Below are 20,909 nucleotides of genomic sequence, written 5' to 3'. Positions count from 1 at the left end.
CCAGAGACAACAGCAGACGTGGTCTCGTGTTGTGACCGTTGCCTGTTATCCGAACCGTTACCCGAAGAAAATTACGTGAATGCATTTGCGCCACCATCCAGTTTTGCTAATGATTATCATTCGCGAGGCTATCTCACACGTAAGCGAAGTGTCAACAGATGAAACAAAACATTTCTTGATTTTCATCATGATTTTTTCGCTAAGCCCCAGTGAACGGGCGATGACGGGCGTTGCAGAGTGCATAAAATGGCGTTTATCACCGTCTGGACTGGGGTTTTTGTCAGTGTTACCGCATAGAGCAGGCAGAATACCGTTCGGAAGTACATCATGGCGACTGAACATTTGGCCACAGAGAAACATCAGGAATGATTAATTTTCACGGCAATAACGCGGCGTGGTCCGATTACTTATTTTTCGCTGCAATATAAGGGATGCTTATAAATAACAAGAGTATTCCTAATGCGTTCACGCGGGATGTATTCCATGCTGGCGGGCCGATTTTTAGCCGCGCCCGCTGGCTATTCCCATTTTAATTGGCAAGACTATATTGAAAGAAGCTCTGCCCTAGAGCGAGAATATGGGTAATTTTCCGAGGAAATACCGCATGACCCTGTTGCCCAAGCAGAGCAATAACAAAAATCCGATTGATCTCTATGGCGAAATCGTAGACGACTTGCCCGGCCTGATTTGCTTCGGCAACCGCCTTGGCGGTTACTTCAATAAACAGTGGCGCGACTATACCGGCGCCATCGCCGGTGAACACGGCGCCGCCGACTGGCTCGATGCCCTGCACCCCGACGATCGCGAGCGGCTGGCCGCGCAATGGCGCCAGGCGATCGTGGCCCTTTCCTCGTTCGCCGGCGAAGCCCGCCTGTGCGATCGCAGCGGCGCCTACCGTTGGTTTATGCTGGCGTTCAACGCCCGGCAGGACGGCATGGCGCTGGAGCTCAGCTGGTACCTCACGGCGACCGACATCCATCCGCAAATGCTGCAGCGCCAGCAAAACGTTCAGGCGCTCTCTATCCAGCAAGACATGCTGGACGCCAGCGTCGACTGCATCAAAGTGATCAATCACGACGGCACGCTGCGCCACATGAACCGCTCCGGCAGCCTGGCCCTTGGCCTTGATCCGGCGCAAAAAGAGTTTGGCATGCCCTGGCTGGGGCTGCTGTCGCCCGAGATCCGGCGCCGCGGCAGTAAGGCGCTGCGCAGCGTCAGAGCCGGAAAGAATGCGCGCTTCACCGGATTGAGCGTGACGCCGCAGGGTAAAAAACAGCACTGGGACAACATTCTCACGCCGGTCAGCGATGAGCACGGCACCGTGGCCGAGATCTTGTGCGTCTCGCGCGACGTGACTTCACAGCGCGTGATGGAACAACGTCTGTTGCTCGCCAGCGAATATGACGAATTGACCGGCCTGCCCAACCGGCGCCTCTTCAAGAAAAAGCTGAAGCAAGAGATGAAGCGCGCCCTGCACGGCAACAAGTCCCTCGGGCTGATGCTGTTGGATCTTGACCACTTCAAGCTGGTGAACGACACGCTGGGCCACGCGGCGGGCGACCATCTGCTGCGGATCTTGGGTAAAAGGCTCAGCGCCTGCATGAATGCGCACTCGTTCGTCTCTCGCCTCGGCGGCGATGAGTTTGCCGTGGTGATCAGCGACGTCGAAAACGAGCAGGATATTTTCCGCATCGCCAACAAGTTTCTGCTGCAGCTGGAGACGCCGATCACCCACGGCGGCAAGACGCTGCATTGCGGCATGAGCCTTGGCGGCGCCATCTATCCCAAAGACGCGCGCGACGCTTCAGAGCTGATGAAATGCGCCGATACCGCGCTGTATGAGCTGAAAGACGGCGGCCGCGGCGGTGTCTATATGTTCGACCGCAAAATGATGGACAAAGCGCGCGCCCGCGCCAGCCAGCTCAACTACGCACGCCAGATCGTGCGCGACAACTGCATCCGTCCCAGCTACCAGCCGAAGGTCTGCCTGACCGACGGCAGCATCGTCGGCTTTGAAGCGCTGCTGCGCTGGCACTGCCCGATCAACGGCGTGCAGCTGCCGGCAACGGTAAGCGAGGCGTTCAACGACTACGAGCTGGCGACCAAGATCAGCGAGGCCATGCAGCTGAAGGTCTTCGCCGATATCGCCCGCTGGCGCGCGGCCGGCGTGGCGGTGCGGCCCATCTCGCTGAACGTGTCGCCGATCGAGTTTTTACGCGACAACTACGCCGAAACCTTCCTGCAGCGCCTGCTGAAGTTCCACATTCCCCACCATCTGATCGAACTGGAAGTGACCGAACACGCGTTCAACAAGCACGGCTCGAAGTACGTGCTGCGCGCGCTGCAAATGCTCAAGGAGATGGGCATCCGCATCGCGCTGGACGATTTCGGCACCGGCCACTCCTCCTTCAGCCATATCATGGATTACCCGCTGGACTGCATTAAGCTGGACTGCGACTTCGTTCAACGGATGAATACCGAACCGGCGATCCTGGCGATCGTGGAAAGCATCGGCATCCTCGGCCAAAAACTGTCGATCGATATCATCGCCGAGGGCGTGGAAACCGAGCAGCAGCGGCAAACGCTGTGCGAAGCCGGTTTCCATATCGGCCAGGGTTATTTGTTCAGCCGGGCTGTGGAATCCCAGCGGGTGCCCGAGCTGCTGCAGGCGATGCCGCAACTTGTCGACGGCCGTTAAGCGCCCCGCCGTTCGCCGAACGGCGCCAGCTGCATGCCGACCAGCGTCACCACGCAGATGAGCGCCCCGGCGTAGAAGGTGGAGGCGGAACCGAACAGCTCCCACAGGGTTCCGGCCCCGAGACTCGCCAGCAGCAGCGCCACGCCGCTGATCAGATTGAACATGCCGAACGCGGTGCCGCGCAGGTGCGCCGGCGCGGTATGCGCCACCATCGCCGCCAACAGTCCCTGCGTCATGCCCATGTGCACGCCCCACAGCGCCACGCCAAACAGCACCCCGCCCCAATGATCGCTCAGCGCCAACACCACATCGGCGGCGATCAGCACCAGCAGCCCGGCTTTCAGCAGTCCTTCATGGCTCATGCGATCGGACAGTTTACCGAACGGATAGGCCGAGCAGGCGTAGACCAGATTCATGGCGACCATCACCAGCGGGATCAACGCCAGCGGCGTGCCGCCCTGCTGCGCCTTCAGCACCAGGAACGCTTCGCTGAAGCGCGCCAGCGTGAAGACGGCGCCGATACCCACCACCCACCAATAGCCGCGCCCCAGCAGCCGCAGATTGGCGCGGGTGATCGGGTTGGTGCGCTTGTGGGTTATCGCGGCGGCCGGCTCTTTCAGGCCAAAAAACAGCAGCGCAATCGCCAGCGCCGCCGGGATCGCCGCCACCCAAAAGATGGCGCGAAAATCGTTGTGCCACAGCAGCATCAGGCCGACGGCCAGCAGCGGCCCTAAAAAGGCACCGACGGTATCCAGCGACTGGCGCAGCCCGAAGGCCGCACCGCGAATCTCCGGCGGCGTCACGTCGGCCACCAGGGCATCGCGCGGCGCCCCGCGGATGCCTTTGCCCACGCGATCCAGCAGGCGCGCGCTCATCACCATGCCGGACGACGACGCGATGGCGAAAAACGGTTTGCTGATGGCGCCCAGCCCGTAGCCCAGCAGCGCCAACCCTTTGCGCTTGCCGAGGTAATCGCTCAGCACGCCGGAGAACACCTTGACGATCAATGCCGTCGCCTCCGCCAGCCCTTCGATCAGCCCGATGACGATCACGCTGGCGCCGAGCGTCGTCGCCATAAACAGCGGCAGCAGGCTGTGGATCATTTCCGAGGAGACGTCCATCAACAGACTCACCCCACCCAATACCCACACGCCGCGCGGTATGCGGCCCAACGTAGCGAAACGCGACAGCATGGTCCATCCTCGAGAGATTCAGCGCCACCGGCGGCGCTTCATGACATTTCCAAGATTGGATAGTTGATTTTGTTCGTTCACAGATCTGCCGCCTTTAGAGATAGTGCAACGACCTTGTGACACCCATAATAATGAAGGTAATTAACATAATGATATATAGCAAAAAGATGATTGTGATGGCGGCGCTGCTGAGCTTTTCCGCCGCGGCCGCGCCAGGGGTGGATCTCGTCGCCAACGAAACGCCGATCCACACGGTGAAGAGCGCCGAAGCCGTGGCCAAAATCCCCGCCGATTTCAAGTTCGTGGAACCCGGCACGCTGACGGTGGCCATTTCCCTGCTGGGCAGCGGCCCGCCGTTCGGCCTGTACGCCCGCGACAATAAAACGGTGATCGGCAGCGAGGCGGACATCGCGCGCTTGGTGGCCGACGGCTTGGGATTGAAACTCAAGCTGGTGCCCACCTCCTGGGAAGACTGGCCGCTGGGGGTGGCCTCCGGCAAATATGACGCCGCGGTTTACAACATCACCGTAACCAACGAACGCAAGACCAAATTCGATTTCGCCACCTATCGCCAGGATACGCTGGGGTTCTACGTCAAATCCGACAGTAAAATCACCCAGATCAACACCGCGCCGGATATCGCCGGTAAAAAGATCATCGTCGATTCCGGCACCAATCAGGAAGCGGTGCTACTGGCCTGGGACAAGGAGAACCGCGCCAAGGGGCTGGCACCGCTGCAGCCGGTGTATGTCACCGACAAGGCCGCCTCCACGCTGGCCATTCAGTCCGGCCGCGCCGACGCCACCTTCGGCCCCAACGTCTCCGGCGCTTATCAGGCGCGGCTGACCGGCAAAACCCGGCTGGTAGGCATCGTGCCCGGCGGCTGGCCGAAGACCGCCAACATCGCCGTCACGCTGAAGAAAGGCAATGGCCTGGTGGATGCGGTGCAGGCATCGCTCAACAGCGCCATCGCCAACGGCAGCTATCTGCAGGTGCTGGATCGCTGGGCGGAGAGCGACGAGAAGATCGCCCATTCGGAGATTAACCCGCCGGGGCTGGGGGATTGAGAGAGCAACAGGCTCCGCGCAGCGGGGCCTTATCGCCGCTCAATCGAGAAGTGTCATTCCGCCGCCGCTTTCTGCCTTCCCAGATTGCGGTACAGCGTGCTGCGCGAAACGCCGAGCGCCTTGGCCGCCCGGCTGAGGTTGCCGCCCGCCCTGTCGATCGCCGCCTGCAGCGCCTCCAGGCCGGTATCGGCGTTCTCCTGGCGCGGCGCCAGCACCGCGATGGACTGCGGCAGATCGTCCAGAGTGAGCACCGCATGATCGTCCGCCAGCGCCAGCAGCACCTTGAGCGTACTCAACAGCTGCCGCACGTTGCCGGGCCACGGGTAGCGCGCCAGCATCGCCAGCGCTTCCGGCAGCAGGCGAATGTCGCGCCGCTCACCGCCCAGCTCTCGCCACAGCTGCATAATAAAGGCCTCCAACTGCGCCCGCTCTCGGAGCGGCGGAATGCACAGGCTGTATTCCTGTATGCGGTACAGCAAATCCTCGCGAAACGCCCCCGCCTCAACCTGCCGATGCAGATCGTGGTGCGTGGCGCAGACCAGCGCGAAATCGACCGGATAAGCGCTGCGGCTGCCGAGCGGCGTGACCGTTTTTTCCTGTAACACCCGCAGCAGGCGCGTTTGCAGGCCCGCCGGCATGTCGCCGATTTCATCGAGGAACAGCACGCCGCCGTCCGCCTCGCGGATCTTGCCGATATAGCCTTTCGGGTTGGCGCCGGTAAACGCCCCCGGCGCATAGCCGAACAGCTCGGATTCGATCAGCGGCTCGGGCAGCGCCGCACAGTTGATCGCCACGAAGTTGCCGTTGCGCCAGCGGCTCTCTTGAAACAGGCGTCGGCTGAAGTGCTCTTTACCGCAGCCGGTTTCGCCGGTCACGCACAGCGAAAGGCCGGCGTTGAGGATCCGCAGCGCTTTCTGATGCTGCTCGTCATGCCGTTCCGCCGGCGGCGTGGAACGCAGGGCGCTGACGCGGCGCTGCGGCGCCTCGAGCAGAGAATAATAGTGCCGTTGATTGCCGGCCAGCGTCTGACGCGGCGCGCCGGAGGGCTGTCGCAACAGATCGGGGAACAGCTGGGCGAACTCGACGGAGCCGAATGCGGCCGGCGAGAGCTGAAACTCCATCATCGCCAGCCGATTGGTGGCGACCAGCACTTCGTCGTGAAACACCAGCAGCAGCTCCTGCGCGCTGCCCAGACGACCGGCATCGGCGTGCAGGCGCAGCGTCCAGTGACGATCGGCGATCGCGCTTCTGACCCAGCGGTGTTCAATATGCCGCACCGCCTGCATGATCAGGCGCTGCGCATCGCGATACGGCCGCTGCGCGGGGGCGGAGAGATCCAGTATGCCGGCAATGCGGCCATCCGGCCGATAGATCGGCGCGGCGGTGCAGTTCAACCCGGCGTTTTGGTTGAGGAAATGCTGGTCGCCGCGCACTTCGCAGAACGCGCCCAGCGCCAGCGCGGTGCCGATGGCGTTGGTGCCCCGCTCCGCTTCTCCCCACTGGTTGCCCGGCGCCAGCGCAAAGCGCGACGCCTTGTGCAAAAAGTCGGTATTGCCGCGGGTTTCCAGCACCAGCCCGTCGGCGTCCGCGATCACCACAATGGCGGGCTGGCGCGTAATTTGCGCGCCCAGCTGCTCGATCAGCGGCTGTACCCGTTGCGGCACCCAGTCGTTGCGGCTGCGCAGCTCTTCGAGCAGTCCGGCTTTGATAAACGGGATATGGCGATCGGCGCGCGTCAGGCCGTAGCCCCGGCTGCGCTGCCAGGATTCCGCCAGCGGACTGGCGCCCTCGGTGGGCAAGCGGTCGTCAGGCAACATGCGTTTCTCCCCCGTTCGCGAGTGTTGCAAATATGTATCACAGATGTGTACCAAGCGTTGCGACACGGGACACAAAAAAACACCGACGGCGGCGGAATCGCCCGATTCGCTAAGCCACATCATTTTTTAACACGCTAATAAATAAGCCCTTTTAATCAGCATTCTCGCCTTTCGTTAATCTGGCACGCGCCGTGCTTCTCTGTGCTGCGGCGGCATGCCGCATTCACAGGCGCAGCCCAATAGCGCTGATTTTCATCTGCAGAGAGGTGCTTAACATGAAATATGTCCACCCCGGTTTGCCTGGCTCGCTGGTTTCGTTCCGCAAACGCTATGGCAACTACATTGGCGGCAAATTCGTCGAACCGGTATCCGGCAACTACTTCACCAACACCTCGCCGGTGACCGGCCAGCCGATCGCCGAATTCCCGCGTTCCGACGCCAAGGACATCGAGCTGGCGCTCGACGCGGCGCACGCGGCGGCGGACGCCTGGGGCAAAACCAGCGTGCAGGCGCGTTCCAACGTGCTGTTGGCGATCGCCGATCGCATCGAATCGCGGCTGGAGATGCTGGCGCTGACCGAAACCTGGGACAACGGCAAACCGATCCGCGAAACCCTGAATGCCGATCTGCCGCTGGCGGTCGACCATTTCCGTTACTTCGCCGGCTGCCTGCGCGCGCAGGAAGGCACCGCGGCGGAGATCGACCAGAACACCGTGGCCTACCATATCTATGAACCGCTGGGCGTGGTCGGCCAGATCATCCCGTGGAATTTCCCGCTGCTGATGGCCGCCTGGAAACTGGCGCCGGCGCTGGCGGGCGGTAACTGCGTGGTGCTGAAACCGGCGGAACAGACCCCGCTCGGCATCAGCGTGCTGATGGAAGAGATCGGCGATCTGCTGCCGCCGGGCGTGCTCAACGTGGTGCAAGGCTTCGGCGCCGAGGCCGGCGAAGCGCTGGCTCGCAGCAAACGCATCGAGAAGATCGCGTTCACCGGCTCCACGCCGATCGGCCGCCACATCCTCGCCTGCGCGGCGGAAAACATCATCCCCAGCACCGTCGAGCTGGGCGGTAAATCGCCCAACATCTATTTCGCCGACATCATGCAGGCGGAGCCGGAGTTCATAGACAAGGCGGTTGAGGGGCTGGTGCTCGGTTTCTTCAACCAGGGGGAGGTCTGCACCTGCCCTTCACGCGCGCTGATTGAAGAATCTATCTATCCGCAGTTTATGGAGAAAGTGCTGGCGCGCATCGCCACCATCCGCCAGGGCGATCCCTTCGACACCGACACCATGCTCGGCGCGCAGGCGTCGCAAGAACAGTACGATAAGATCCTGTCCTACATCGACATCGCCAAGAATGAGGGCGGCAACATCCTCGCCGGCGGCAAACGCACGCAGCATGGGGATGAATTGCAAAACGGTTTCTACCTGCAGCCGACGTTGATTACCGGCAACAACAGCATGCGCTTCTTCCGCGAGGAGATCTTCGGGCCGGTGATCGGCGTCACCACCTTTAAAGATGAAGCCGAAGCGCTGGCGCTGGCCAACGACACCGAGTTCGGGCTGGGCGCCGGGTTGTGGACCCGTGACATCAACCGCGCCTATCGCATGGGCCGCGCGATCAAGGCCGGGCGCGTGTGGACCAACTGTTACCACCTGTATCCGGCGCACGCCGCGTTCGGCGGCTACAAGAACTCCGGCATCGGGCGCGAGACCCACAAGGCGGCGCTGTCGCACTATCAACAGGTGAAAAACCTGCTGGTCAGCTACGACGCTAAACCGCTGGGCCTGTTCTGAGCCGGACGTAACAACCAGAAGGCCACCCGCAGGTGGCCTTCTTATTTGGCATGGTTGGTGGCGTGATTTATTTCGCCATGCCGAGATCGATCACCATGCGACCGCGAATGGTGCCCGCCTTCATCTCGTCGAAGATGGCGTTGATGTCGCCCAATGGCCGTTTGGTCACTTTCGGCGTCACTTTGCCTTCGGCGGCGAACTGGAACGCCTCTTTCAGATCTTCGCGCGTGCCCACCAGCGAACCCACCACCTGAATGCCGTCCAGCACCAGGCGCGGAATGCTCAGATCCATGCTCTCCGGCGGCAGCCCCACCGCCACCACTTTACCGCCGGCGCGCACCGCATTGACCGCCGAGTTGAAGGCCGCTTTCGCCACCGCCGTCACCACCGCCGCGTGAGCGCCGCCGGTTTGCTGTTGAATGATCTCCTCGGCGTTTTGCGTTTTGGAATTGATGGCCAGATCGGCGCCGATCTGTTTGGCGAACTCCAGCTGGCCATCGTTGACGTCGATGGCGATCACTTTGGCGTTAAACACGTTCTTGGCGTACTGCAGCGCCAGGTTGCCCAGCCCGCCCAGGCCATAGATGGCGATCCACTGCCCCGGCTTGATATCGGAAATTTTCACCGCCTTGTAGGTGGTGACGCCGGCGCAGGTGATGCTGCTGGCGGCGAAAGAATCGAGCCCGTCCGGCACTTTCACCGCGTAGTCCGCCACCACGATGCACTCTTCCGCCATGCCGCCGTCAACGCTGTAGCCGGCGTTTTTCACCGAACGGCACAGGGTTTCGTTGCCGCTGACGCAGTATTCGCAATGGCCGCAACCCTGGTAAAACCAGGCGACGCTGGCGCGGTCACCCACTTTTAGCGAGGTGACGCCCTCACCGACGGCGGAGACCACGCCGATGCCCTCATGCCCCAACGTAATGCCCGGCACCTCGCCGAAATCGCCGTTTTTCACGTGCAAATCGGTGTGGCACACCCCGCAACACTCCATTTTCAACGCCGCTTCGCCGTGCTTCAGCGGGCGCAGCACTTTATCCTGAATGTCTACGGTATGGTTTTTCGTCACTACGGCAGCTTTCATGGTGTTTTCCTTAGCAGAGTGGGAAGTACAGTTGTTAATGTAGTGACTGTATTCGGTGAGGGCAAGCGCCGCATGTTTTGTGTAAAAACAAATAATTAAATATGAACCAGCATGATTATTTCATAAAAAACAATTAACAGACGGCGCGATCTCATTCGCATTGACCGCAGCGGCGGCGAACGATCGCGCACCTCTGGCTTGATTCAGCGCTTAAATCGATTCACGGGAATTTTCAGGTAGCGTTGCCCATCGTCTTCGCAGTCAGGCAACACGCCGCCGCGAATATTGACCTGCAGCGCCATCAGCATGAGTTCCGGGTGCGGCAGCGTGGCGTCCCGCTGCTTTCTTTGCGCAATAAAGCGGGATTTATCCATGTTGACCACCCAGGGATTGTTCTCGCGCTGCTCTCTCACGGTGCTTTCCCAGCGGGCCTCACGCCCCGCCGGGCGGTAATCATGGCCGGTAAACAGGCGGGTATCCGCCGGCAGGCTCAAGATCCGCTGCAATGACTCCCACAAGGCTTCCGCATTGCCGCCAGGAAAATCGGCCCTTGCGGTACCGCTGTCCGGCATGAAGAACGTATCGTGGATAAACGCCGCATCCGCAATGTAATAAGTGACGGACGCCAGCGTGTGCCCGGGAGACAGCAGGACTTCAGCGCGCAGGTTGCCGATAAAAAAGACGTCGCCGTCCGCGAACAGCGCATCCCAGACGGTATTGGCCGCAGGCAGGTCTTTTAAATTATAGATCTCTTCCCACAGCCCCTGAACGGCGGTAATTTTTTCACCGATGCCGGTGAAGGCGCCGGTTTTCTGCGCCAGCCAGGTGGCGGCCGAAAAATGATCGGCGTGCGGGTGCGTATCCAGCACCCAGGCCACTCCCCACCCCCGTTGATGGATAAAATTCAGGATATCATTGGCCTGTTGATGCGAGACCGTGCCCGATCGGCGGTCAAAATCCAGCACCGGGTCGATAATCGCACAGCGGCGCGCCTCGGGATCGGCAACCACATACTGCAGGCTGCCGCTTTCCGGTTCATAAAACGCGTGAACTTCTGCCGTGGCCCGCACGGACCGATGCTTGCCGTACCAGCTGAGCGCCTTATCGGCGTCCGCGCCGTATTCGTCGCATTGGCGGCGAAATTGCGCTTCATTTATCTGACCTTCGCGCAGCGCATACAGCAGGGAAAGGCAGGCAGAGCGAGCCCCGCTTCTGCAGTGCGCCAGGGTTTTCTTGCCTTGCCGCAACAGAAACTGGAAGGTGTAAACGGTCTCCCAGGTCAGCGTATCGAACGTATAAGGGAGATAGACGTAGCGCATTCCCCCTTGTTCAGCCAACGCTTTCTCTTGCTGATGGTCAAGATACTCCCCCGGCTCCTCGTCCGGCCGATTGTTGACGATAAGGCAGTAGCCCTGTTGAGACAGCGCCTTGAAATCACTCGCTTCGGGCGCGCCCGAAAAGGAGAGTTGAGGGTGGTAAGTGCGGATGCGCATGTTTGTTTCCTTCCGTTTCATAGGCTTTTAAATAACATATACAGGGCCAGCGCCAGGAGCATGAGGGCATAGAGCACGTTGATAATGCCCTCGCGTTTTTTCAGGCGCTCGGCGAGCGCCACCCCCACCACGCCCCCCAGAACGCCGCCGACGATGAGCCAGCACGTAATGGCGAGCGACACCTTTCCGGACATGGCGTAGCTGGCGCTGGTCGACAGCCCCATGGCCGCCACGACCACCAGTGAGGTTGCCACCGCCTCAACCATCGAGAAGCGAAAAAACCAGACCAGCGCCGGCACAACCAAAAATCCGCCGCCAATGCCCAGAAAGCCCGCCAGCCCACCCAGCGCGAGAACGCTGGGCCATACGATGGCGGGATGAACGGCAGAATGGGAGGACGGCAAGGGGTTGCCGGCAAGGGGATTTCTTTTCAGCGTCAATCCGGCGACCACCAGCATCAACAGGGAGAAAGGCAGGGTTATGTAGTGTCCGTCCGTGATTTTTCCCATCTGAGAGCCGGCCAGAGCCCCCATGACGGCAAGCAGCGAAACGACAAGCCCGGTCTGCCACCTGACGTTGCCTTTGGAGGCGTGCGCGGCCAGGTTGATCAGCGCGTTAACGGCCACAGACATGGCGCTGGTCCCTATAATCAAATGCGTATCCGGCACTTTCACCATATACAGCAATAATGGCACGCAGACGATTGAGCCGCCGCCGCCGGTCAGGGCCAGGAGAAATCCCACAATTCCCCCGGTGACCACTAACAGCATCACGATATAAAAACTGAAATGGAAAAAATCCACTGCGTTAATCCCTTAATGATGCTCATGCCATTTATTAACGATCAGTTCACCGGCAATGTCAAATAACTTATTTCGATTTGTTATTACATATAGCAAAATGGAATATGTGATTTTTTATATAACCACAAGTTCTATGAATTCGCTTTTAATCTGGGCGACAACCCCCTACTTTCTTATGAAAGGAGGCCTGCATGAAACCAGAAAAAATAACCCCCCAGAAAAGCGTCGTTATTATTGGCGGCGGATCATCCGGAATAGGTATCGCGGCAAGCATAAGGAAGCGAGTTAAAGACATCGATATAACGATAGTGGAGCCTAACGATTGTCATTATTATCAACCGGCATGGACTCTGGTGGGCGGCGGGCTCTTTGATATCACGAAAACACGGCGCTCCATGCATGCCGTTCTGCCCTCAGGCACCGCATGGATACAGGATAGCGTGGTCAGGGTTGAGCCCAGCCAAAAATACATCGAGACCCGCCAGGGGCAGAAAATAAACTATGACTTTCTTATTGTTGCGTGCGGCCTCGTTTTACGCTGGGATAAAATAGAGGGCCTTGAAGACACCCTGGGATTAAACGGCGTCACCTCTAATTATCGATTTGATCTTGCCGAATACACCTGGCAACTGGTTCAGGAAATGAAAGGCGGCCAGGCGATATTTTCTCAACCGGCACTACCCATAAAATGCGCCGGCGCACCGCAAAAAGCCCTGTATCTTTCATGCGACCACTGGCGCCGCCAAGGCATCCTGAATAATATTAACGTCAATTTCTGCCTTGCGGGCACGGCGATTTTCGGCATTCCGCAATTTGTCCCCCCGCTGAGCGAGTATTTACAAAAATACCGTGCAAAGGTCAATTTCAATCATCATTTAATTCGTGTTGATGGCCCGAATCGGCAAGCAACATTTGCCGTAGAGACAAATGAAGAGGGAAAACGCGAGTTAACCCTGCCCTTCGATATGCTCCACGTGGTGCCGCCTCAATCGGCCCCGGCGTTTATTTCGCAAAGCGGCCTCGCTGATGGTGCCGGCTGGTGCGATGTGGATAAATCGACGCTGCAGCATAAGCATTGGCCGGATATTTTTGCGGTAGGCGACTGTTGCTCGACGCCAAATGCCAAAACCCTGGCGGCAGCCCGCAAGCAGGTGGTAGTGGCGGCGGAAAACGTCGCGGCGCTGATTCAAGGCGCGCCTCTCACTGCCCATTATGATGGTTATGGTTCCTGTCCATTGACGGTTGAGAAAGGCAAAGTTGTGCTGGCGGAGTTTGGCTATGACGGTAAATTGCTGCCCACGTTTCCGCTGCTCGACGCCACCCAGCCCAGCCGTCTGGCCTGGTGGCTGAAAGCCTGGTTTTTACCCCGGTTTTATTGGGCGGGCATGCTGCGTGGGGTTGAATGGTTTGCCGGCAGCAAGCGGCCGTGACGCGCGCTCGACCCCCCTCTCGTTCCTGCCGCTGCAGACGCTTGACTATTTGGCGAGACGAGGCCACCATCGTTTGCAGGTTCCTCAGGCTGATTGCAAGCCGTTACCACTACCGGTCGATCATCGATGAAAAATGCCCCCGCCGTTACGATCCACTACTGTTCACAATGCAACTGGCTGCTGCGCGCCGGCTGGATGGCGCAAGAGCTGCTGAACACCTTCGGCGACGATCTCGCCTCCGTCACCCTGATGCCGGGCACCGGCGGGGTCTATCAAATCAGCGTCGATGGCGTAATGATTTGGGATCGCAAGATTGACGGCGGTTTCCCCGATGCGGCGCAGTTAAAGCAACGGCTGCGCGATCACAGCTTCCCCGATCGCTCTCTCGGCCACAGCGACGGTAAAAAAGCCCGGCACTGAAAATCGGGCGGTAAGCACGGCTTCAGCTTAACGCATAGCTGGCCGCCATCACGACGCCGTTCATGGTCATATGCAGCCCGATGGGCAAATAGAGCCCTTTGGATTTGACTCGTGCGGCCGTCAACACCAGCGAGATGAGCACCAGAGCTGCTAATGTGCGCCAATCGGTGTACTGGGTATGCAAAACGGCAAAGATGACAGACACCGTTAACGCGGCCCAAAGCACCTTGTCGTTAAACCAATACATCAGCGCGTTAAACAGACAGCCGCGAAATACGATCTCTTCATAGACGGGGACGACGAAAACCAACAAAGCGACATTGAGCGCCAAAATCTCGCCGGGCAATGCCACCTGCTCCGTCACCCAGGTTTCCGTTTTCTCCACGCCCATCAAACGCGGGAAAATAAACTGAATCACCAACAGCGCGAACAGCAGCAGTGCAAAATCGCTGCGTTTAACCTCGCCTTTGCCCAATCCTTCTCTGCGGCGGAAAAAGAGCAGGTATAACGAAAAGATAGCGACGAATTCCATTCCATACAGCAGCGGCAGCAATAGCCCTTGTCGCATCAAGGCGGCTCTGTTCTCAAGGAACAGCGGAATAAACGTAATCAGGAACATCAGCAAAAACATGGAAAAGCAGCCGTTGACGGCTCGCGTTCTTGCGATAAACGCATTGTCGACCATATAACCATCCTTAGTTTTGAGCAGCGATTGACGGAACAGTAGCAAGGCAAGATATCGCGGCAGTTTATCCCCATGCGATATCATTGTCATGAACCCGTTCGAAGCGAACGTCCATTCGCAAATTTCTCCAAGCCATTGGCACGCGGTTGATTTCGCCCGGGTCTCCTGAGTTATACTGAGCGCTCTTTTAGCCACGTAATTAATAAATTTTTATGATTGAACGCTTGCTCGAAAACACGATGTACGCCTCCCGTTGGCTGCTCGCACCGGTTTATGTCGGCCTTTCACTGGCTCTGGTCGCCCTGTCGATCAAATTTTTTCAGGAGATCCTGCACGTCCTGCCCAACATTTTTTCTATCGCCGAAGCCGATCTGATCCTGACCCTGCTGTCGCTGGTCGACATGGCGCTGGTGGGCGGGCTGTTGGTGATGGTGATGTTCTCCGGTTATGAAAACTTCGTCTCGCAGTTGGATATCACCGAAGGGAAAGAAAAGCTGAGCTGGCTGGGCAAAATGGATGCCACCTCGCTGAAAAACAAAGTTGCTGCGTCTATCGTCGCCATCTCCTCCATTCACCTGCTGCGGGTGTTTATGGACGCCAAGAACGTGCCGGACAACAAGCTGATGTGGTATGTGATCATCCACCTTACCTTTGTGCTGTCCGCCTTCGTGATGGGCTACCTGGATAAAGTGACCCGCTCCAAGCACTAAACGCGCTGCCACACCCGATCGCCAGGATCGGGTGCCTCCCTCTCGCTCCTCTCTTCGCCTGTTTCTGCGCCGTCGTTTTTTTCATCTGGCACATATGATGATAATTTTATTATAATGTTATTACACTCATCATGGACTGAACGCCGGCCCTCGCACCGGTTTCGCCGCAGACAGGATCACGCTCTCTCATGCCATTGACTGGTCACCCCCTGCAATTCAACGATATTCAGGCGATTTTGCCTCATCGTTATCCCTGCCTGCTGGTCGATCGCGTACTGCCCGCCGGCACCTGCATTGCCGAAGGGCGGCTGAGCGCCATCAAGAACATCACCGCCAATGAGCCGACGTTCTGGAACGGCCACGCGCACTTCGCCGGATTTCCCGGCGTGCTGTTGGTGGAAGCGCTGGCGCAAAGCACCGGTCTGCTGGCCCACTACTATCTCGGGGCGCTGAATGAGGGGGAGCATTACTATTTCGCCGCCATTCAGCGCGCGCGGTTTTATCGCGCTGCCCGCCCCGGCGACCAGGTGCTGATGGAGGTCGCTTTTGTTCGTCGGCGCGGGGCGATCGCCCGCTTTACCGGCCGCGCCAGCATCGATGGCCGGCGCATTTGCACCGCCGATTTCATGTGCGCCCGTAAATAGGCCGCTTGCCAAAGGAGCCCTGCGAATACCATGTCTCTGGTTGACAGCTTACTCAGAACCCTCGATTTCTCTCCGCGCGGCCAGGTGATCGCTCGCGAAGCCGACGCCTGGGGCGAAATCATCGTTTCCGATCACAAGGACTACCGCACGCTGCGGTTTGACGGCATCTGCGAACAGAGCAAGATGAGCCTAAGCAACCCCGCGCAGCCGATCCACAACTACATCAAAGCGATGCTGATGGCGGTAGCCTGGCAACCGCCGAGCTCGGCGTTGATTTTGGGGTTGGGCGGCGGCAGTCTGCTGCGCGCGCTGCACGCGCTCGATCCGGCCATGCGCCTCGACGTCGTCGAGCTGCGCGCTGCGGTGATCGCCGTCGCGCGCCGCTATTTTACGCTGCCGGCCACCGACACCATCAGCCTGCGCACCGCCGACGCCATGGACTTCGTGCGCCCGCCCGTCGAGACGCGCTACGATCTGATCTTCTCCGATCTCTATTCGGCGTTCGCCATGGATCCGCAGCAAGGCACCCAGACCTTCCTGGAAAACTGCGCCGCGCGGCTGAACGACGGGGGCTGGCTGGTGCTCAATTACCACGATCTGCCTGACGAAAACAGCCTGCTGTACCACAGCCTGCAGCGAATATTCGGCACCGTACTGTTTTGCGTCGCCCCCAGCGGCAACGTGATCATTTACGCCACGCCGGCCCAGGTGACGCTGCCGCTGAGCGCGCTGCGCAGCCTGGCCGCCAGCAGCGGCGAGCTGTTCAACTGCGAACTCGGCTACCTGTCACGCAAAATAGAGCGGTTGCATTTCCGCTAAAGACGGGCGGCGACGCGGTCTGGCTGGCCGCTTCACCCACATGGTATTATCATTCAGTTATCATTCTCTGGAGGATCCTGATGGAAAAGAAAACGGCGCGGCTAACGGTGCTGATTGACCCGGACAAGAAGAAAGCCCTGGAGGAACTGTGCCTGCAACAGGACGTCACCCCTTCCCAGGTGGTGCGCCAGCTGATCCGCGATTATCTGCACAAGCATCAGGTGGACTATCCCAGCCAACCGACTCACGCCAATCCTCGCGTCGAAAGCAATTGAGCGGCGGCCTGCCCCGCACACCGTGAAGAGCGCTTTGCCCCTGCGCGCGTCTCTAATCCGAATCCTCCGTTGCGGTCTGTCCATTCGGCAATATCGCTGCTACTGTTTTATGCGTTCATACTCTCTCTTCGGAAAGGAAGCGCCATGTTCAGCCATATTACCGTCGGCGTCAGCGATCTGGACGCCGCCGCCGCCTTCTACGACGCCATCCTGTTGCCGCTGGGATTACAGCGGCGGGAAGTGACGCCGGACGGCGGCCCCGCTGCCCGCTGCTGGGTGATGCCGGGCCAAACGCTGCCGCGTTTCTATGCTTACCAACCCTTCGACGGGCAACCCGCCAGCGCCGGCAACGGCAGCATGCTGGCGTTTCTCGCCGCCGATGAGCTGGAGGTCAAACGCGCTTACGCCGCCGGCCTGCTGGCGGGCGGCAGCGGTGAAGGCGAGCCCGGCGAACGCGCGCATTACGGCAAGGGCTATTTCGGCGCTTACCTGCGCGACCCCGACGGCAACAAGGTCCATGTGGTGTACCGGGGCGATCTCGCCTGATGAAATGTTCGGTTCATATCGCCACCGGCGTAGACGGATTCATCGCCGACGCGGGCGGCGGCCGCCGAAGGCGATGAGCAGCGCCGCTAACGCCAACAGCGCCGCCACGCCGTAGGTCACCTGCATGCCGTAAGCCGCGGCGGCGGCGGCGCCCGCCACCCGCTGCGAAGCCAGATAAAACAGCGCCCCCAGCGCCGAAGCGCCAGTAATCGCCCCAAGATTGCGCGCCAGGTTCACCATGCCGGCGACCAGCCCGCGCCGTTCGGGAAACAGATCCTTCATCAGCATGGTGTTGTTGGCCACCTGAAACAGCGCATAGCCGGCGGTCAGCAGCGCGATGGGGCCAACATAGCCGAGCACGCCCCAGCGGTTAAGCAACGACAGCAACGCCGCCCCGGCGGCCACTGCCGCCAGCCCAAACTGGCCAATGCGCTGCGATCCAAAACGATCCACCAGATAACCGGCCGGAATGCCGGTCAGGATCGCCACCGCCGGCCCCGCCGACATCACCAGCCCGACCTGCGCGGCGCTTAACCCCAGCGCGCGCGACAGGTAGAACGGCCCGACCACCAGCGTGGCGGTCATGACCGTCATCACCAGCGCGCTGGCCGCCAGCCCCGCCGTCAGGGCCGGATGGCGAAACATCGCCGGCGCCAACAGCGGCGATGCGGCGCGGCGTTCCACGCCGATAAACAGCGCCCCCGCCAACAGCGCCCCCAGCATCAACGCCAGGTTGAGCACACCGAAGTTGCCGCGTCCAAGGGTCATCGCCAGCGAATAGCAGAGCAAAGCGCCGCCCAGCAGCAGCGTACCGGCGCGATCGAACGGTTCCTGGCGCGCTGCCGGGCGTGCCCCATCCGGCAAGTATCGCCAGGCGAGCCACAGCGCCAGCAGCCCCAGCGGCAGATTGATAAGAAACATCGCCCGCCAGCCGAAACCGGCGATCAGCGCGCCGCCCAACGACGGCCCCAGCGCGGTACCCACCGCCGACATCGCGCCGAGCAGCCCCATCGCGCGGCCGATTTTTTCCGTGCCCAGCGCCTCGCCCGCCAGCGCCATGGCGATCGACATCATAACCGCGCCCCCCAGCCCCTGCGCCAGACGCGCCGCCAGCAGCAGCCAAAGCTGCGGGGCCAGCGCACAAGCGAGCGAAGCGGCGGTAAACAGCGCGATGCCCGCCAGCAGCAGGCGGCGGCGATTAAGGCTGTCGCCCAAGCGGCCGATGCCGATGATGCAGGTGGTGACGGCCAGTAAATAACAGAGCAGCACCCACTGCACCGCCTGGAACGAAGCATGGAACGCTGTGGCGAGCGCCGGTAGCCCGACGTTGGCGATGCTGATGCCGAGCGATGACAGCAGCATGCTCAGAGACAGTGCGGCCAGTATGCCGCGGACGCCCTGCGGCGAAGGATGGGATAACATGGTAAACACTCCTGACATAGACTGAGGATTAGCCTATGTCAGGGGTTGGAATGGCGGAAGACGCACGACATGCACTGTATCCATGCGTCTGACGCCTTATCTGACGCGAGCCGTTACCAGGCGGCGATTTCCGCCTCGGTGAGCGGCAACGGCTGAGTCACTCCGGTTTCCGCCGCCAGGGTGGCCGCCTCCAGCACCGCCATCACCGCCAGCGCCTGCGCAGCGGTAACCGGATTGCTGCCGGCGCCGCGCAGGGCGTCGCGTACCTGGAAGTAATACTGGCGCTGATCGCCATCCGGCGTCGGCAGCGTGCGCACCGGCTCCGTGCCAATAAACAGGCTCATCGCGTCGTCGTCTTTGCCCCACTCCGCCGAGCCCGGCGTCACGCCGGCCAGCAGTTGGCTCTCCTGCCCGTCGGCGCGCGTTTTGACCACGCTGCCTTTCTCGCCGTGCACGGTAAAGCGCGACACGCCGCCCGCCACCAGCATGCTGCCATGCAGGATCACGCGGTGCGTCGGGTAGTTGAGCACCACGTGGGCCCAGTCGTTAACCTGCGCGTTGGGGCGCAGCGTGGCGATGTTGGCCTGCACGCTGTGCGGCAAACCGAACAGCTGCAGCGCCTGATCGACCATGTGCGGCCCCAGATCGAACCACAGCCCGCTGCCCGGCAGGTTCTGCTCGCGCCAGCGCACCCGCACTTCGGGGCGGTAACGATCGATGTGCGACTCAAAGTGCGTCACCTTGCCGATCAGCCCCTGTTCGATCACCTGCTTCACCCCCAGGTAGTCGCTGTCCCAGCGGCGGTTCTGGAACACCGACAGCAGGCGATCGTGTTTTTCCGCCGCCGCAATCAGCGTGCGCGCCTGCGCCAAGTCCAGCGTAAACGGCTTATCCACCACCACGTGCTTGCCCGCCTCCAGCGCGGCCAGCGCCAGCGGCGCATGGGTGTCATTCGGCGACGCGATCACCACCAAATCCACCTCCGGCCGCCGGATGGCCTCCAGCGGATCGGCTATCACCTGCGCGTGCGGCAGATCGGCATGCACCTTGGCGGCATCGCGCGAAGCCACCACGCTCAGTTCCAACCCCGGCACCGCGTTAATCAGCGGCGCGTGAAACGCCTTGCCGACAAAGCCGTAGCCAATCAGCGCCACCTGCAACGGTCGAGCGGTATCGTTCATCAGTGTTCTCCTCTAGCGGTCGTCGGCGACGACACAAAGTTCAATCAGTGACTGTTCGTCCAGTTTGTCCCACGGGCGATCGGTAAACAGCCGTTGGATCTGCGCCAGATCCGCAACGTGATGCGGTTCGCAGCGATCCAGCTTCATATGGTCGGCCACCAGCCAGCGCTCGCCGCTGTTGGCCAGCATGGCGCGTTTGACCTCTGCATCGGCCTCCTCGCCGGCGCTCAGCCCCAGCTGCGCATGCACCGCGCAGGCGCCCAGCAAGGCGATATCCGCGCGGTAGCGTTCCAGCAACGCCAGGGTGGCGCTGCCGGCGAACAGCCGCTGGCGCGCATCCCACTGGCCGCCGAGCAGAATCAGGTTGATCTCCGGCCTGTCGCTCAGGCACTGCGCGATATCCAGCGAAGCGGTGATCACCGTAGCCGGCCCGCGCAGCGCCTGTGCCACCGCCAGCAGCGTGCTGCCCGCATCCAACATCAGGGTGCTGCCGGGCGGGATCTGCGCGGCCACCGCGCGGCCGAGCCGCTGCTTGACCTGCGGCAACAGCGCCGCGCGCGCCTGGCGCGGCATGCCGGACGGTTCGAGCGCGATCGCCCCGCCGTGATGTTTCTGCGCCAACCCTTGCCGCTCGAGATCGGCCAGATCGCGGCGCACGGTATCGACCGAAACGCCGATGGCGCCAGCCAATTCCGCCACCGCCGCCTGCCCGCGTTCGCTGAGCAAATCCAGTAAATGGCGCTGTCGTGCCGCTTTGTGCATGGGTTTATTCCGCAGTAAAAAGCATAAAACAGCAATATACAGCAGAAAACAGCATCAGAGAAGC

Annotated in this window: 19 protein-coding genes; 10 read left to right on the top strand and 9 right to left on the bottom strand. The window is 60.6% G+C overall.

Going from position 1 to position 20,909, the window contains the following annotated elements:
• Positions 1-604 precede the first annotated feature (604 nt).
• Positions 605-2,698 (top strand): putative bifunctional diguanylate cyclase/phosphodiesterase, encoded by a 2,094-nt coding sequence (locus ACJ8HH_RS07590; RefSeq protein ID WP_060425751.1) that lies wholly within the window; start codon positions 605-607, stop codon positions 2,696-2,698.
• On the opposite strand, the gene ACJ8HH_RS07585 is transcribed toward ACJ8HH_RS07590, so the two are convergent.
• Positions 2,695-3,891, bottom strand: coding sequence for an MFS transporter (locus tag ACJ8HH_RS07585; protein WP_048321558.1), 1,197 nt, complete (start codon positions 3,889-3,891; stop codon positions 2,695-2,697). The genes ACJ8HH_RS07590 and ACJ8HH_RS07585 overlap by 4 nt on opposite strands.
• 149 nt (positions 3,892-4,040) lie before the next feature.
• Between ACJ8HH_RS07585 and ACJ8HH_RS07580 the strand changes: the two genes are divergently transcribed.
• Positions 4,041-4,958, top strand: coding sequence for an ABC transporter substrate-binding protein (locus tag ACJ8HH_RS07580; protein WP_094860074.1), 918 nt, complete (start codon positions 4,041-4,043; stop codon positions 4,956-4,958).
• A 53-nt stretch (positions 4,959-5,011) separates the two neighbouring features.
• Here the strand turns inward: ACJ8HH_RS07580 and ACJ8HH_RS07575 are convergent, their stop codons facing one another.
• Positions 5,012-6,775, bottom strand: coding sequence for a sigma-54-dependent Fis family transcriptional regulator (locus tag ACJ8HH_RS07575; protein ID WP_060451564.1), 1,764 nt, complete (start codon positions 6,773-6,775; stop codon positions 5,012-5,014).
• A 275-nt stretch (positions 6,776-7,050) separates the two neighbouring features.
• On the opposite strand from ACJ8HH_RS07575, the gene exaC reads away from it, so the two are divergent.
• Positions 7,051-8,571, top strand: coding sequence for an acetaldehyde dehydrogenase ExaC (gene exaC, locus ACJ8HH_RS07570; RefSeq protein WP_033648288.1), 1,521 nt, complete (start codon positions 7,051-7,053; stop codon positions 8,569-8,571).
• A 67-nt stretch (positions 8,572-8,638) separates the two neighbouring features.
• Here the strand turns inward: exaC and adhP are convergent, their stop codons facing one another.
• The 3 genes from adhP to ACJ8HH_RS07555 form a co-directional block, all read right to left on the bottom strand.
• On the bottom strand, positions 8,639-9,655 hold the full coding sequence (adhP, locus tag ACJ8HH_RS07565) for an alcohol dehydrogenase AdhP (protein ID WP_033634519.1): 1,017 nt from the start codon (positions 9,653-9,655) through the stop codon (positions 8,639-8,641).
• A 203-nt stretch (positions 9,656-9,858) separates the two neighbouring features.
• Positions 9,859-11,148 carry a bifunctional sulfur transferase/dioxygenase Blh gene (gene blh, locus ACJ8HH_RS07560; RefSeq protein ID WP_060451563.1) on the bottom strand — a complete coding sequence of 430 codons (1,290 nt, stop codon included), beginning with the start codon at positions 11,146-11,148 and terminating at the stop codon, positions 9,859-9,861.
• Between the two features lie 17 nt (positions 11,149-11,165).
• Positions 11,166-11,951 (bottom strand): sulfite exporter TauE/SafE family protein, encoded by a 786-nt coding sequence (locus ACJ8HH_RS07555; RefSeq protein ID WP_080281292.1) that lies wholly within the window; start codon positions 11,949-11,951, stop codon positions 11,166-11,168.
• A 191-nt stretch (positions 11,952-12,142) separates the two neighbouring features.
• Here ACJ8HH_RS07555 and ACJ8HH_RS07550 point away from each other — a divergent pair, with 191 nt between their 5' ends.
• Both ACJ8HH_RS07550 and ACJ8HH_RS07545 read left to right on the top strand, forming a co-directional pair.
• Entirely contained in the window at positions 12,143-13,381 is a 1,239-nt protein-coding gene (locus ACJ8HH_RS07550) for an NAD(P)/FAD-dependent oxidoreductase (protein ID WP_060451562.1), read from the top strand.
• A 126-nt stretch (positions 13,382-13,507) separates the two neighbouring features.
• Positions 13,508-13,801 carry a SelT/SelW/SelH family protein gene (locus ACJ8HH_RS07545; RefSeq protein WP_004928553.1) on the top strand — a complete coding sequence of 98 codons (294 nt, stop codon included), beginning with the start codon at positions 13,508-13,510 and terminating at the stop codon, positions 13,799-13,801.
• Positions 13,802-13,823: 22 nt separating this feature from the next.
• On the opposite strand, the gene ACJ8HH_RS07540 is transcribed toward ACJ8HH_RS07545, so the two are convergent.
• Positions 13,824-14,486: a CPBP family intramembrane glutamic endopeptidase gene (locus ACJ8HH_RS07540; RefSeq protein WP_060451561.1), complete on the bottom strand. Its 663-nt coding sequence runs from the start codon at positions 14,484-14,486 to the stop codon at positions 13,824-13,826.
• Between the two features lie 215 nt (positions 14,487-14,701).
• On the opposite strand from ACJ8HH_RS07540, the gene ACJ8HH_RS07535 reads away from it, so the two are divergent.
• From ACJ8HH_RS07535 to ACJ8HH_RS07515, 5 genes are all read left to right on the top strand, one after another.
• The gene (locus ACJ8HH_RS07535) at positions 14,702-15,196 is read left to right on the top strand and encodes a TIGR00645 family protein (RefSeq protein WP_033648490.1); all 495 of its coding nucleotides are present in this window, start codon (positions 14,702-14,704) and stop codon (positions 15,194-15,196) included.
• Between the two features lie 188 nt (positions 15,197-15,384).
• Positions 15,385-15,840: a 3-hydroxyacyl-ACP dehydratase FabZ gene (gene fabZ / locus ACJ8HH_RS07530; RefSeq protein ID WP_033648284.1), complete on the top strand. Its 456-nt coding sequence runs from the start codon at positions 15,385-15,387 to the stop codon at positions 15,838-15,840.
• Positions 15,841-15,870: 30 nt separating this feature from the next.
• On the top strand, positions 15,871-16,659 hold the full coding sequence (locus ACJ8HH_RS07525) for a spermidine synthase (RefSeq protein ID WP_060418602.1): 789 nt from the start codon (positions 15,871-15,873) through the stop codon (positions 16,657-16,659).
• An 80-nt stretch (positions 16,660-16,739) separates the two neighbouring features.
• Positions 16,740-16,934, top strand: a complete 195-nt coding sequence (locus ACJ8HH_RS07520; RefSeq protein ID WP_004928567.1) for a ribbon-helix-helix protein, CopG family — start codon at positions 16,740-16,742, stop codon at positions 16,932-16,934.
• 144 nt (positions 16,935-17,078) lie between these two features.
• Complete coding sequence (locus ACJ8HH_RS07515) at positions 17,079-17,480, top strand: VOC family protein (RefSeq protein WP_033634513.1); 402 nt, start codon at positions 17,079-17,081, stop codon at positions 17,478-17,480.
• A gap of 39 nt (positions 17,481-17,519) precedes the next feature.
• Here ACJ8HH_RS07515 and ACJ8HH_RS07510 read toward each other — a convergent pair whose 3' ends face one another.
• From ACJ8HH_RS07510 to ACJ8HH_RS07500, 3 genes are all read right to left on the bottom strand, one after another.
• The gene (locus ACJ8HH_RS07510) at positions 17,520-18,902 is read right to left on the bottom strand and encodes an MFS transporter (protein ID WP_060426163.1); all 1,383 of its coding nucleotides are present in this window, start codon (positions 18,900-18,902) and stop codon (positions 17,520-17,522) included.
• A gap of 113 nt (positions 18,903-19,015) precedes the next feature.
• Positions 19,016-20,083 (bottom strand): oxidoreductase, encoded by a 1,068-nt coding sequence (locus ACJ8HH_RS07505; protein ID WP_049212345.1) that lies wholly within the window; start codon positions 20,081-20,083, stop codon positions 19,016-19,018.
• 12 nt (positions 20,084-20,095) lie between these two features.
• On the bottom strand, positions 20,096-20,845 hold the full coding sequence (locus tag ACJ8HH_RS07500; RefSeq protein WP_039566192.1) for a DeoR/GlpR family DNA-binding transcription regulator: 750 nt from the start codon (positions 20,843-20,845) through the stop codon (positions 20,096-20,098).
• Positions 20,846-20,909 lie beyond the last annotated feature (64 nt).

It is taken from the genome of Serratia sp. CY32780, assembly GCF_052169135.1.
Taxonomy (GTDB): domain Bacteria; phylum Pseudomonadota; class Gammaproteobacteria; order Enterobacterales; family Enterobacteriaceae; genus Serratia; species Serratia sarumanii.
The sequence above is the reverse complement of the archived record's forward strand: the minus strand, read 5'-3'. Positions and strand labels throughout refer to the sequence as shown.

Bases quoted from the DNA above. Each gene is read 5' to 3' on its own strand.
- ACJ8HH_RS07590 (WP_060425751.1), top strand. From the start codon at position 605: ATGACCCTGTTGCCCAAGCAGAGCAATAACAAAAATCCGATTGATCTC.
- ACJ8HH_RS07585 (WP_048321558.1), bottom strand. From the start codon at position 3,891: ATGCTGTCGCGTTTCGCTACGTTGGGCCGCATACCGCGCGGCGTGTGG.
- ACJ8HH_RS07580 (WP_094860074.1), top strand. From the start codon at position 4,041: ATGATATATAGCAAAAAGATGATTGTGATGGCGGCGCTGCTGAGCTTT.
- ACJ8HH_RS07575 (WP_060451564.1), bottom strand. From the start codon at position 6,775: ATGTTGCCTGACGACCGCTTGCCCACCGAGGGCGCCAGTCCGCTGGCG.
- exaC (WP_033648288.1), top strand. From the start codon at position 7,051: ATGAAATATGTCCACCCCGGTTTGCCTGGCTCGCTGGTTTCGTTCCGC.
- adhP (WP_033634519.1), bottom strand. From the start codon at position 9,655: ATGAAAGCTGCCGTAGTGACGAAAAACCATACCGTAGACATTCAGGAT.
- blh (WP_060451563.1), bottom strand. From the start codon at position 11,148: ATGCGCATCCGCACTTACCACCCTCAACTCTCCTTTTCGGGCGCGCCC.
- ACJ8HH_RS07550 (WP_060451562.1), top strand. From the start codon at position 12,143: ATGAAACCAGAAAAAATAACCCCCCAGAAAAGCGTCGTTATTATTGGC.
- ACJ8HH_RS07545 (WP_004928553.1), top strand. From the start codon at position 13,508: ATGAAAAATGCCCCCGCCGTTACGATCCACTACTGTTCACAATGCAAC.
- ACJ8HH_RS07540 (WP_060451561.1), bottom strand. From the start codon at position 14,486: ATGGTCGACAATGCGTTTATCGCAAGAACGCGAGCCGTCAACGGCTGC.
- fabZ (WP_033648284.1), top strand. From the start codon at position 15,385: ATGCCATTGACTGGTCACCCCCTGCAATTCAACGATATTCAGGCGATT.
- ACJ8HH_RS07525 (WP_060418602.1), top strand. From the start codon at position 15,871: ATGTCTCTGGTTGACAGCTTACTCAGAACCCTCGATTTCTCTCCGCGC.
- ACJ8HH_RS07520 (WP_004928567.1), top strand. From the start codon at position 16,740: ATGGAAAAGAAAACGGCGCGGCTAACGGTGCTGATTGACCCGGACAAG.
- ACJ8HH_RS07515 (WP_033634513.1), top strand. From the start codon at position 17,079: ATGTTCAGCCATATTACCGTCGGCGTCAGCGATCTGGACGCCGCCGCC.
- ACJ8HH_RS07510 (WP_060426163.1), bottom strand. From the start codon at position 18,902: ATGTTATCCCATCCTTCGCCGCAGGGCGTCCGCGGCATACTGGCCGCA.
- ACJ8HH_RS07505 (WP_049212345.1), bottom strand. From the start codon at position 20,083: ATGAACGATACCGCTCGACCGTTGCAGGTGGCGCTGATTGGCTACGGC.
- ACJ8HH_RS07500 (WP_039566192.1), bottom strand. From the start codon at position 20,845: ATGCACAAAGCGGCACGACAGCGCCATTTACTGGATTTGCTCAGCGAA.